At 64.7% G+C, this 12780-nt stretch carries 9 protein-coding genes and 1 tRNA gene; 9 read left to right on the top strand and 1 reads right to left on the bottom strand.

Annotated features, from left to right (window positions below; all coding sequences use genetic code 11):
- Positions 1 to 19: 19 nt before the first annotated feature.
- The 9 genes from AC10QF_RS00640 (at position 20) to AC10QF_RS00600 (ending at position 12082) form a co-directional block, all read left to right on the top strand.
- Complete coding sequence (locus tag AC10QF_RS00640; RefSeq protein ID WP_072166746.1) at positions 20 to 3241, top strand: TonB-dependent receptor; 3222 nt, start codon at positions 20 to 22, stop codon at positions 3239 to 3241.
- Positions 3242 to 3493: 252 nt separating this feature from the next.
- Positions 3494 to 4882 (top strand): nucleotide 5'-monophosphate nucleosidase PpnN, encoded by a 1389-nt coding sequence (gene ppnN, locus AC10QF_RS00635; RefSeq protein ID WP_019659018.1) that lies wholly within the window; start codon positions 3494 to 3496, stop codon positions 4880 to 4882.
- A gap of 161 nt (positions 4883 to 5043) precedes the next feature.
- Positions 5044 to 5559: a pilus assembly FimT family protein gene (locus tag AC10QF_RS00630; RefSeq protein WP_005415961.1), complete on the top strand. Its 516-nt coding sequence runs from the start codon at positions 5044 to 5046 to the stop codon at positions 5557 to 5559.
- Positions 5556 to 6053: a type IV pilus modification protein PilV gene (gene pilV / locus AC10QF_RS00625; RefSeq protein WP_005415962.1), complete on the top strand. Its 498-nt coding sequence runs from the start codon at positions 5556 to 5558 to the stop codon at positions 6051 to 6053. Before AC10QF_RS00630 ends, pilV begins: the two co-directional genes overlap by 4 nt.
- A gap of 8 nt (positions 6054 to 6061) precedes the next feature.
- Complete coding sequence (locus AC10QF_RS00620) at positions 6062 to 7219, top strand: PilW family protein (RefSeq protein ID WP_494541559.1); 1158 nt, start codon at positions 6062 to 6064, stop codon at positions 7217 to 7219.
- Between the two features lie 5 nt (positions 7220 to 7224).
- On the top strand, positions 7225 to 7746 hold the full coding sequence (locus AC10QF_RS00615) for a pilus assembly PilX family protein (RefSeq protein WP_032954069.1): 522 nt from the start codon (positions 7225 to 7227) through the stop codon (positions 7744 to 7746).
- 13 nt (positions 7747 to 7759) lie between these two features.
- Entirely contained in the window at positions 7760 to 11527 is a 3768-nt protein-coding gene (locus tag AC10QF_RS00610; protein WP_253137088.1) for a pilus assembly protein, read from the top strand.
- Between the two features lie 23 nt (positions 11528 to 11550).
- The gene (locus AC10QF_RS00605; RefSeq protein ID WP_005415966.1) at positions 11551 to 11958 is read left to right on the top strand and encodes a type IV pilin protein; all 408 of its coding nucleotides are present in this window, start codon (positions 11551 to 11553) and stop codon (positions 11956 to 11958) included.
- 47 nt (positions 11959 to 12005) lie between these two features.
- Positions 12006 to 12082 (top strand) — tRNA-Asn (locus AC10QF_RS00600).
- Between the two features lie 52 nt (positions 12083 to 12134).
- Here the strand turns inward: AC10QF_RS00600 and AC10QF_RS00595 are convergent.
- Positions 12135 to 12680 carry a GspH/FimT family pseudopilin gene (locus tag AC10QF_RS00595; RefSeq protein ID WP_005415967.1) on the bottom strand — a complete coding sequence of 182 codons (546 nt, stop codon included), beginning with the start codon at positions 12678 to 12680 and terminating at the stop codon, positions 12135 to 12137.
- Between the last annotated feature and the right edge of the window lie 100 nt (positions 12681 to 12780).

Below are 12780 nucleotides of genomic sequence, written 5' to 3'. Positions count from 1 at the left end.
GCATCGAGGCTACCGAAAAATGACCCACCCACTCCGGATGTCCAAGCTTACCCTTGGTCTCGTGGCTGCACTTGCTGCCGCTCCCGCCTTCGCCCAGAGCAGCACCTCCGCCGGTGTCGGCGGCCAGGTGATGTCCGCTGCAGGCCAGCCTGTCGCCGGCGCTGAAGTCACCATCACGCACACCGAGTCGGGCACTGTTTCGCGTGCCACCACCGATGCGTCGGGCCGATACAACGCGCGCGGCCTGCGCGTGGGTGGTCCGTACACCATCACCATCACCAAGTCCGGTGAAGGCACCAAGACCGAGGAAGGTGTCTACCTGAACCTGAACCAGGTCAACACCGTCAACGCCAACCTGGGTGGTGACCTGGCTGCAACCAACCTGGACGCGGTGAACGTTGTTGCCACCGCCGGCGGCCTGGACCTGTTCAGTGCCAACAAGATGGGCACCGGCACCAACGTCACCCGCGAAACGATGGATGCGCTGCCGTCGGCCAGCCGCAACATCCAGGACTACGTGCGTCTCGACCCGCGCATCTCGCAGGTCAGCAAGGCGGACGGCGCGATCTCGGCCGGCGGCCAGAACACCCGTTACAACGCCATCCGCATCGACGGCATCAGCGCCTCCGATCCGTTCGGCCTGGGTTCCAACAACCTGCCGACCGAGCGTCAGCCGGTGTCGATGGACGCCATCCAGGAAATCAACATCGACCTGGCCAACTACGACACCACCATCGCCGGTGGCACCGGCGCGGTGATCAACGCCGTGACCAAGTCGGGTACCAATGAATTCCACGGCACCGTGTACGGTTCGTACCGCGACAAGGACATGGTCCGCTCGCGCCTGGAAGGTGACAAGCAGGACTTCAACGGCTTCGAGGACGAGAAGACCTACGGCATGACCTTCGGCGGTCCGATCGTCAAGGACAAGCTGTTCTTCTTCACCAACTATGAAAAGTACGAGCGCTCGGCTGCCGGCGTCGCCCTGAGCGACACGCCGATCGGCCGTGGCACCATCACCCAGCAGCAGATCACCGACGTCCAGAACTTCCTGGGCAAGCTGGGCTACGACCCGGGCAGCCTGGCGGCGCCGAACAGCAAGACCGAGATCGAAGAGTATGCGGTCAAGCTGGACTGGAACATCAACGAGAACCACCGTGCGGCCCTGCGCTACAACAAGATGGAGCAGAACGTCGTTCGCTTCCCGCAGGTCAGCAGCAGCGCCATCTCGCTGAGCAACTTCTGGTACCAGCAGCCGACCCAGTACGAAACCTGGATGGGCGAACTGTTCAGTGACTGGTCCGAGAACTTCTCGACCGAGTTCAAGGTTTCGCACAAGGATTACTCGGCCAACCGCGTCCCGCTGGTGGACATGCCGCAGATCCGCATCAAGTCGGGCAACGATTCGCTGTACGTCGGTACCGAACAGAACACCCACGTCAACATCGTCGAGTCGAAGGAACTGAGCGCCTTTGGTGCCGGTACCTGGTACATCGGTGACCACACCGTCAAGTTCGGCTTCGATTACTCGAAGAATGACCTGATGAACTTCTACGGCCGCAACCTCAACGGCGTGTACGAATTCAACAGCGTCAACGATTTCCTGGCGGGCAAGGCTTCGCGCTACCAGCTGCGTGCTCCGCGCGCCGATGGCAGCCGCAGCGACATCCCGGCCGACTTCACCCTGAAGAACACCGGCGTGTTCGTGCAGGACACCTGGGCGATCAACTACAACCTGAACCTGATGTTCGGCGTGCGCATCGACATGCCTGACTTCAGCACCCAGCGCCTGTACAACCCGCGCATCGAGCAGCTGTACGGCTTCAACAACACCAAGCTGGTCGACAAGAACCTGGTGCAGCCGCGCGTCGGCTTCAACTACACCTTCGACAGCGATCGCCCGACCCAGCTGCGCGGTGGCGTGGGCCTGTTCGGCGGCGCCGCCCCGAACGTGTGGCTGGCAGGTGCCTACCAGAACACCGGCCTGAACTACATCGAGTACGACGAGCGCAGCATCCCGGCCGGTGCCTTCACTCCGGACGGCAACAACCCGTACATCCCGGCCGGTGGCCCGGCTTCGGCCCGTCAGAACGTCGACATCATCGCGCCGGGCACCCGCCTGCCGTCGGTGTGGAAGGCCAACCTGGCGTTCGACCATGAGCTGCCGTGGTACGGCATCGTCGCGTCGGCCGAAGTGCTGTTCACCAAGGTCAAGGACGGCATCTACTTCGACCGTCTGGACGTGTCGGCGCCGACCGCCTTCGGTCAGGATGGCCGCGCGATCTACTGGAACGCCGCTGGCCGCAACCAGGCCAATACCCGTATCGACAAGGGTGTCGACTACGGCATGTCGACCGGTACCAAGGGTGCGGTTGACCGCGCCAACCGTCCGTCCGACATCGGCGACGTGCTGGTCCTGCGCAACACCGACAAGGGCCGCGGCACCCAGGCCACCTTCTCGCTGGCCAAGCCGCTGACCGAGAACTGGGGCTGGTCGCTGGGTTACACCTACACCAAGTCCACCGAAGTCAGCCCGCTGTCCAGCTCGCAGAACACCTCGAACTGGAACAACACGCTGATCTTCAATGCCAACGAGAACGTGGCCTACAACTCGCGTTATGCGATGAAGGACCGCGTCACCGGCACCCTGGAGTGGAAGCACAACTTCTTCGGTGACAACGCTACCCGCGTCGGCCTGTTCTACGAAGGCCGTTCGGGCCGTCCGTACAGCTACATCTTCTACAACGATGCCAACGGCGACGGTGCTGCCACCAACGACCTGTTCTACGTGCCGAAGGGTCCGGGCGACGTGCTGTTCACCGGCGGTGCCGCGATGGAGAAGCAGTTCTTCGACTGGCTGGCGCAGAACCCGGAACTCGATGCCTACCGTGGCAGCGTGGTCCCGGCCAACCGCCACCGCGCCTCGTGGGTCAACAGCTTCGACGTCCGCGTCAGCCAGGAATTCCCGGGCTTCATGAAGGGTCACAAGGGTGAAGTCGCCCTGGACATCATGAATGTCGGCAACCTGCTGAACAAGAAGTGGGGCCTGATCGACGACTACGGCTTCTACTCGACCCGTCGCGTTGCCAACTACGCAGGTATCGATCCGGCCACCGGCAAGTACGTGTACTCCTTCACTGGTTCGACCGACAACCCGTCGGTGCAGGAAAACAACAACGACAAGGGCAACACCGCCGTGTCGCGTTGGTCGATGCAGCTGACCCTGAAGTACAAGTTCTGATCCATCAGCGCTTGAAGCGGTAAGTGGAAACGGCCGGGGAAACCCGGCCGTTTCCCGTTCAGGCGAAAGTCCTTGCAGGGCGTGGGGCAACGGCGTAGCATCCAGAAATGTGCGCGGTGCCAACGCCGCCGATGCGGTCCCGGAATGGCGGACGCGGGTGGCACACATCCAACGGTCGGGTTTCCCGGCCGTTTTGCTTTTTAAGGGGGCGGCAGTACAGTCGGAAACCTTGAAGGAAGCGAAAAATTGGATATGACCACGAACGAAAAATCGGCCCGTGCACTGCCGGTGCAGGATGCCCGGATCTACCCGCGCGGTGGGCTGGATGTGCTGTCGCGGGCCGAGGTGGCCCGCCTGCGCGATGCCTCCGCCGGCGGCATGCATGAGCTGCTGCGCCGCTGCGCGCTGGCCGTGCTGACCAGCGGCAGCGCCTCGGACGATCCGCGCGCCGCGCGCGATCTCTACCCTGATTTCGACATCCAGGTGGCGCAACAGGATCGTGGCGTGCGCATCGATCTGGTCAACGCGCCGGCGATGGCCTTCGTCGACGGCGAGATCATCCGCGGCGTCGCCGAACTGCTGTTCGCCGTCGTGCGCGACCTGGCCTACATGGCCATCGAAATGGGCCCGGCCTACGCGGCCGAGCTGGAGTCATCCGAGGGCATCACCAACGCGGTGTTCGGCCTGCTGCGCAACGCGCGCATCCTCAATCCGGGTGATCCGAACCTGGTGGTGTGCTGGGGCGGACACTCGATCTCGCGCGACGAATACCTGTACACCAAGCAGGTGGGCTATGAACTGGGCCTGCGCGGCCTGGACATCTGCACCGGCTGTGGCCCGGGCGCGATGAAGGGCCCGATGAAGGGTGCCACCATCGCCCACGCCAAGCAGCGCCGTACCGTGACGCGTTACATCGGCCTGACCGAGCCGGGCATCATCGCCGCCGAGTCGCCGAACCCGATCGTCAACCACCTGGTGATCATGCCGGACATCGAGAAGCGCCTTGAGGCCTTCGTCCGCATCGGGCACGGCATCATCGTGTTCGCCGGTGGCGTCGGCACCGCCGAAGAGATCCTGTACCTGCTCGGCATCCTGCTGCGCGAGGAGAACAAGGACCTGCCGTTCCCGCTGATCCTGACCGGCCCGACGGTAGCGGCACCGTACTTCGAGCAGATTGATCGCTTCATCCGCCTGACCCTGGGCGATGCGGCTGCCGAGCGCTACGAGATCATCATCGGCGACCCGGTGGCGGTTGCGAAGAAGATGGCCACTGGCATCAAGCGCGTGCGCGAGCACCGCCTGGCGCAGAAGGACTCGTTCTTCTTCAACTGGTCGATCGAGATTCCGTGGGAGTACCAGCAGCCGTTCGTACCCACCCACGAAGCGATGGCGGCGTTGGACCTGCACCACGGGCGTGCCCCGCACGCGCTGGCGGCCGACCTGCGCCGCGCGTTCTCGGGCATCGTCGCCGGCAACGTGAAGGAAGACGGCATGCGCCGCATCGAGCAGTTCGGGCCGTTCCAGATTCACGGCGACCCGGACATGATGCAGGCGCTGGATGCGCTGCTGCGCGCCTTCGTCGAACAGCGCCGGATGAAGATCTCCGGCGAGTACCAGCCCTGCTACCAGGTGCTGGCCTGAACCCGGGCCGGCGCGATGGGGATCGCGCCGGCACTGGCAGGGAAGGGCGGGTCGTCAAGCCTTTGACGCCCGTCGCCCCGGATTGACCGTTCATCCTGCCGCCGCTTGCCGGTGGCGGGGCGATGGCCCATCGTGGCCACCAACACGCTGGGGAGCGTCCAATGTCTTTGCGCCGGCAAAACGGCTTCACGCTGGTTGAACTGATGGTCACGCTGGCCGTCTTCGTGGTCCTGGCGTCGATCGCCTATCCGAGCTTCCGCGGCATGATCCGCTCGAACCGGCTGGCGACCGCCAACAACGAGCTGATCGCGCTGGCCAACCTGGCCCGCAGCGAAGGCATCCGCAACAGCAACGGTGGCGGCGTCTGTGGCAGCGCCGATGGCAAAGCCTGTGATGGCGACTGGTCCAAGGGGGTACTGGCCTGGTCGGACCTGGATGGCGACGGCCAGATGGGCAGCAATGACGTCGCGCTGCGCTTTTCACAGGGCAATCCGCAGCTGAGCGTAGTTGGCCCGCCGGGCGCGGTCATCGCCTTCGACGGGCGCGGCCGGCGCAGGGCGGTCGCCGATCAGACGCTGGTGCTGTCGCCGGATGCGTGCAAGGCCGGCGAATCGAAAAGCACGTTGACGATCAACCAATCCGGCCAGGTCCGGGTGACCAAGGGAACCTGCTCATGAGCCGCCGCAACCTGGCCCGCCCGCGTTCGTCGCAGGGGGGCTTCAGCCTGATCGAAGTGATGGTGGCGGTGCTGATCCTGGCATTCGGGCTGCTGGGCTTCGCCCTGCTGCAGACCACCAACGTCCGCTTCGTGCAGAGCGCGAACTACCGCACCCAGGCGACCAACCTGGCCAACGACCTGATCGAACTGATGCGCGCGCAGCGCACCGACACCCTGGCCGGTGGCGCCTATTCCTCGGCCTCGTTCTCGGCCGGCTCGGTGAAGCCCAGCGGCGCCTGCGCCTGGCCGACCGGCGCCGCCGTGACGCCGCAGGCGAACGTCGCGCGCTGGCAGTGCGAGGTCGCACGCACGCTGGGCGAGAAGGCCAGCGCACAGGTGACCTTCGTGCAGAGCACCGGCGAGGTCACCGTGGCCATCAGCTGGGGTGACCAGCGCTGGGATCCGAAGGACCCCGACAGCCTTACCACCTTCGGCCTGACGACCTTCCTGTGAACATGCCCATGAGTCCAATTTCGCGCACCCGAGGCCTGTCGCTGATCGAACTGATGATCGCCATGGTCATCGGCCTGGTCCTGATGCTGGGCGTCACCCAGATCTTCATCGCCTCGCGTGCGGCATCGCGCCTGTCCGAAGGTGCGGCCCGTACCCAGGAGAACGCGCGCTTCGCGCTGGACTTCCTGCAGCGTGACCTGCGCATGGCCGGCCACTTCGGCTGCGTCAACGACCAGGCCCATGTGGTCAAGAACACCGGCGATGTCGGTTATCACCTGGGCATCAGCTCGGGCAGTGGCGACCCGCAGGATTTCTCGGTTCCGGTGCAGGGGTATGAGGCAGCAGGTACGGCGCCGGGCGCCATCCTGACCCTGGGCCGCGCGTGGAGCGCGGCGCAGTCGGTGCCGAAGAGCATCGCCAACCTCAAGCCGGCGCCACTGCCGGGCAGCGACATCCTGGTGCTGCGCCTGATGAGTCCGGAAGGGGCCGTGGTGACCGGCATCTCCGTGGCCGCGGGCGCGACCACGCTGACCGTCTCCAGTGATGGCATGGCCCGGCTGAAGGCCAACGCCGCAGGTGCGCCGACGGTCTTCGGCATAGCCGACTGCACCCGTGCCGACGTGTTCCCGGCCACCATCAGCGGTTCGACGGTGAAGGTGGACAAGGTCGACCTGAGCAACTATTCGATCAACAACGCGATGACCATGCTGTATCGCGCCGATGGCATGGCGTACTACATCGCGACCAATCCCAATGGCGAGCCGGCGCTTTACCGGGCACGCGCGAATGGCGCCGGCGGCTACGCCGATGGCGAGGAGCTGGTGGAAGGCATCGAGAACATGCAGTTCCTGTACGGACTGGATGCCACCCCGGATATCGCCCTGCCCACGCCGCCGACCGGTCGCATCGTCGACCAGCGCGTGGCCAGTGCGGTCAGCACCGGTACCGATGCCACCGCCGCAGGGCAGTGGCGCCGCGTCGGCATGGTGCAGGTCGGCCTGCTGGCGCGCAGCCCGCAGCGTGCGTCGGCCGAGGCGCCGGGCAGCGCGGCCACCTATCCGGCCATCCTCGGGGTGGGCTTTGCCCCGGCCAATCCTTACGACCAGCGCCATCGGGGCGCCTATGAAGCGTCCGTTGCGCTGCGCAACCGCTTGTTCGGGAACTGACGACCATGCGCACTCATCCTTCCTCCCGACGCCGTCCCTTCGTTGCCCAGGCACGACAGCAGGGTGCCGTTCTCTACGTCGCGCTGATCATGCTGGTGCTGCTGGCCCTGCTGGGCGTCATCGGCATGCAGGTGGCCGGCATGCAGGAGCGCATGGCGGCCGGCTACCGGGCGACCAACATGGCGTTCCAGAACGCCGAAGGCGCGGCACGCAGCGCCGAGAACGCGGTGGAGAACATCGCCAATCGCAAGGATGCCGGTGCCAATCCGGCCGTAGCGTCCGCCGACATCAGCCAGCAGTGCGATGACGGCTTCGATCCGTCGGCCTGGGTCGCGAAAACCAAGCTGGGCAGCAAGCCGGCCATCTATGTCCGTGAGATCCAGGGTTGCATCCAGGGGGAGGGTGCGCTGGACATGGGCAAGTCGGTGGAGAAGCCAACGCCGGTCTACCAGATCACGACCTATGCCGGTGATACCACCAGTGATGCGACGTCGCGTGCGGCGATCGATACCGTATTCAAGCTGTGAGGGTGGGGAACCCATGAACACTCGCAACCGCAGGATCCTGGCAGGCGTTGGCCTTGCCGTGTTGGCCGCTGGCGGCTATCTGGCGCATACCTTGTTTGCCGCACAGGCGCAGGGCGTGCTGGCACAGGAGCCGATGAACGTGCAGACCCGCGCGACACCGGCGTTCATCATGGCGGTGGACGATTCGGGTTCGATGAACTTCGAGCGCATGTTCCCCGGTGGTGACGGCCGCATGCGCTGGAACAGCAACACCAACAGCTTCTTCAACAACGACGGAAGCTTCTTCAGCGTGGGCTCGGCGTGTGCCAACAACTCGGTGGACTGTTACCTCTACCTTTACCCGCACGCGGAATTCAACAAGGAATATTCACCGGGCCGGGCCATTCCGCCGCTGGACATCTACGGCTTTGCCCGTTCCCATGTCTACAACGCCAGTTACTTCAATCCGGCAGTGACCTACCGGCCGTGGACCAATGCCGACGGCACGCTGTGGCCGAATGCCTCGATCACCCAGACCCGCGCCGATCCCCGGTCCGGGCAGCGCGGCTACAATGCCGTGTACAACATGACCGTCAATCGCGCCGAGACGTCGGAGAAGTTCCAGTTCGTCAGCGGCATGCGGATTCCCGACCTTTCCGGCACCGGCAATGAATACTATGTCGACAGCTGGTGGGATGGCGGGTGGAAGACCGCTGCGATCAGCAACACCGGCAATACCACATACGCGATCAGCTACTTCCCGGCCACCTTCTACCTGCCGGCCGCAGCGCCTGCACCGGACGGATACAAGACCGACGACGCCAGTCGCCCGGTGATCAAGGGTGCCTGTGGTCCGGGCTGCGACCTGCGCCGCTACCAGATCAAGTCAGGCAACTACTCGAGCCCGGCCGCCTACAACGCCGCGATCCAGAATTTCTCCAACTGGTTCCAGTATCACCGCAATCGCGTGCTGGCCATCGTCGGTTCGTCGACTGCCGCCCTGGTGAGCGTCGATACGATGCGCGTGGGCTACTTCACCATCAACAAGCTCAGCAACGCGACCATGTATGACATGGTCACCAATCGTGCCGATCTCTACAAGCAGATCTACACGCTCACCGGCAATGGCGGCACGCCCAACCGCCGCGCGGTTGAATATCTGGTCGACCAGTTCCGTCGTACCGATGCCGACGCCCCCGTGCAGCTGGCCTGCCAGCGCAATGGCGGCATGCTGTTCACCGACGGCTACACCAACTCCGGCAATGCACCCAACGGATCGTTCGGTGATGCGGACTCGGTGAATTCCACGCACCTGCCGTCCATTCCGTTCGCCGATGGCTACAGCAATACCATCGCCGACATCGCGGCGGCGGCCTATGCCGGCGCCCGCACACCCCTGCGCACCGGCACCAGCTTCCCGGCCGGCCAGGTGCCGGTCAGTGACAAGTGCAGTTCGCTGGACAAGAGCAGCCCGGACTGGAAGCGCCTGGACTGCCAGACCGACCTGCACATGAACTTCTACGGCGTGACCCTGGGCGCGCAGGGCAAGATCTATGGCGTCAACCAGGCAGCGACCGACGATCCCTACAAGAACCCGCCGAACTGGGCTGGCAACGGCAACCCGCTGAATGTCGACGACGGTACGGTCATCGATGAACTGTGGCACGCGGCCGTCAACAGCCGTGGCGAGTTCATCAATGCGCAGACGCCGGCCGACGTCACCGAGGCCATGCGCCGGGTACTGTCCTCGATCACCGGTGGTGCGTCGCCTTCAGGCACGATCGGTATCAGTGGTGCACGCATCGGTACCGGCTCGTTGGCGGTCACCCCGCGTTATGACATCACCAACAGCGGCACTGATTGGTCGAGCAAGCTGACCGCGTCCAGCGTCAAGGTCAACGCCAACCAGGTGGCCGAGCTCACCGAGGTGTGGGAAGCCTCCAGCCGCCTGACATCGTCCGGCCGCCGGATCGTCGCCAACAAGCTGGGTTCGCCCGTGGATTTCAACAGCGCCCGCATCAGCCTGCAGGACCTGTGCAGCAAGCCCAGCGGCAAGTACGCGACGATGCTGGTGTGCTCCACCGACAAGCTGACGGCGATCAAGGCTGATTTGGCCAGCGCGATCAACTATCTCAGTGCCGACAGCTCGACCGAAGTCCGCAACGGTGGCAAGTATCGTGACCGCACCACGCCGCTGGGTGACATCGTCAACTCGGCGCCGGTGGTGAGCTCGCCGCTGGACGACTACGGTTACCGCCAGTTGGGTGGCACCTACGCAAAGAGCTATACGGACTACCTGGCCACCAAGGCCAAGTCGCAGCGGTACATGGTCTATGTCGGCGCCAATGACGGCATGCTGCACGCCTTCGACGGCGGCATGAAGGCCGATGCCAAGCAGGACGGCACCGGTGGCACGGAGAGCTTTGCCTACATCCCGGCCACCGCGCTGGGCCACATGGCCAACCTGCTGTTCCCCTACAAGTCCGACACGGCCGACCAGACCTTCCGTCATCGTTACTACGTCGATGGTCCGGTGACGGTGTCCGATACGTTCAACGGCACCGCCTGGCAGACCAGCCTGGTAGGCACCACGGGTGCGGGTGGCCGTTCGGTGTTCGCACTGGACGTCACCACGCCGGGCAGCTTCGGCACCGGCAACGTGCTGTGGGAAATCAGTGACATCAATTCGTCGCTGCGGGATGAGGTGCGCAACAACATCGGTTTCGTGCTGGGCAAGCCGGTGATCGTGCCGGTGAAGAGTGGCACCGGCGTGGCCTGGAAGGCGATCTTCGGTAATGGCTACGGCAGCGCCAACGGCAAGGCGGTGTTGTTCGTGGTCGATATGGCCAGTGGCGACATCCGGATGATCGAAGCCGTCGAGGGTACCTCGGGCGCTGGCATCTCCGGTGACAACGGATTGGGCAATGTGGTCGTTGTCGATCGTTGGACCGGTACCAATCAGGATGCGCGCGGTCGTGATGGCCTGGCCGACACCGTCTATGCCGCCGATCAGCGTGGCGCTGTGTGGAAGTTCGACCTGACCAGCAGTGCGAATACCACGTTGACCGTGCCGATGTTCACCAGCCAGGTTGCCCAGGACTCCTCCAACAGGACCTACCGTCAGCCGATCACCGGTGGCATGACCGCCGCGACCGGTCCTTCGGGCGGCGTGATGCTTTACTTCGGCACCGGCAGCTTCTCCTTCACCAGCGACAAGGATGACAAGTCGCAGCAGGCGCTGTACGCCGTGAACGATCTGTCGGGCAAGACGGTGACCTCGACGGTGACCGCTGCCAACCTGGTTCCGTACACGGCCGCGGCCGCCGCTGCAGGCGTTGATGAGCGCAAGATCACCGCGGGTGCGGCGCCGGCCAACGCCCGCGGCTGGATGATCCAGCTGCCTGCCGGCAACGGTGAACGCGCAGTAGGTAACCCGATCCTGGTCAGTGGCATTGTCTTCATGCCGACCTATGTACCCAACATGGAAACGGTTGGCTGTTCGACCAGTGGTTCGAACTGGCTGTTCGGGTTGTCGTCGATCAGCGGCCTGCCGATGCTGGAGAACGTCCGTTATGGCTCGCCGACCGGCAGCCGACCCGCCTCCGGCACCGCGGCCATTGCATTGAAGACAGGAGGAACCGCGCCGGTGCGTGACGTTTCGCTGTCGGTGTTGCCACGTCCGACGGACAACAAGGCACCGCCCGGTGGCAGCTCCTGCTGGATGGCGGTGGGTGCTGCGGGCAGCCAGTCGCTGTATCTGCCTTACCCGTGCGGTCGCCAGTCCTGGCGCCAGCTCCAGTAACCCAAGTGCGAGGATCCACGCCCATGTTGCACACTCCCATGCCTCGCCGCGCGGCTGGCTTCACGTTGATTGAATTGATGATCGTGGTGATCGTCATCGGCATCCTGGCGGCGATCGCCATTCCGTCTTACCAGGAGTACGTGCGCCGATCGCATCGCGCCGTGGTGAAGGCGGACCTGGCCGAGTATGCGCAGCGTGCGGAGCGCTACCACACCAGCAACAACTCCTACACCGGCTACGCACTGCCGACCAAGGTGTCGCCGCGTGATGGAGGGACTGCGCGCTACAACCTGGATTACAAGGGAGACGGCACCAGCTTCACCATCACCGCCACCCCGCAGGGCACGCAGGCCAAGGACAGCTGTGGCAAGTTGAGCGTGGACCAGGCCAACCGCAAGACGGCCGACGGTGGCGTTGCCAGCTGCTGGTGAAACAGGTGTTGATCTTCCTGTAATCGACCAGTACAATGCGCCTCCCCGCCCGAATAGCTCAGCCGGTTAGAGCACTTGACTGTTAATCAGGGGGTCGTTGGTTCGAGTCCAACTTCGGGCGCCAGATACTGCAGAAGCCGCGAGAAATCGCGGCTTCTGCTTTTCTGCGCAGGCATTCAGCAGGGTGTATCGCGGTTCACGCGCTCACTCCGGACGCGGCCGCCATTGTTGACGATCAATGCGCCATGCAGCTGGTTGCCCGCGCAGATGCGCAGGGTCAGGTTGGCCCCCGGGCTGCGTCCATCTGCCTGGAAGAACAGCAGCGGACGCCCGCTGCTGGCCTGGGCAAGGATCGAGACGTCCGAGCGCCCGGTGTGGTGGCTCAGGATCGCCTCCGGCGAGGCAGGCTCCCCGCGCTGGTCGCCGCTGCGGTAGATGATCCAGCCGGCGCTCCAGTCGTCACTGCAGTGCCGGCCGTCGACACTGGCGCAGAGGCCGATCAGCTCCCGTCTGCGCACGGCCTCGCTGCGTGCGCCGGACAGGCTGGCATGCAGGGTCAGTTGCAGTGCATCGGCGCGTTGCCGCAGCAGCAGGGGCTGCAGCGCCGGCCAGGACGCGGCCAGCAGCACCGCCAGCACAGTGATGACCACCAGCAGTTCGGTCAGGTGCACGCCCCGCGCAGAGCGGGGGCCGAGCGGGCAGGGGGCTTGGGCAGTGCGCATGCATCCAGCCTCCGCGCCCGGCTGTGCGGCCGCCATCGGGAATCCCCGTAGCGGTCTGCCCGGAGACCCCTCAGCCGGCCGTCACCCCTCGCCCCGTATA

The organism is Stenotrophomonas maltophilia complex sp. Om-AH-Sm3, assembly GCF_059337855.1.
The sequence above is the reverse complement of the archived record's forward strand: the minus strand, read 5'-3'. Positions and strand labels throughout refer to the sequence as shown.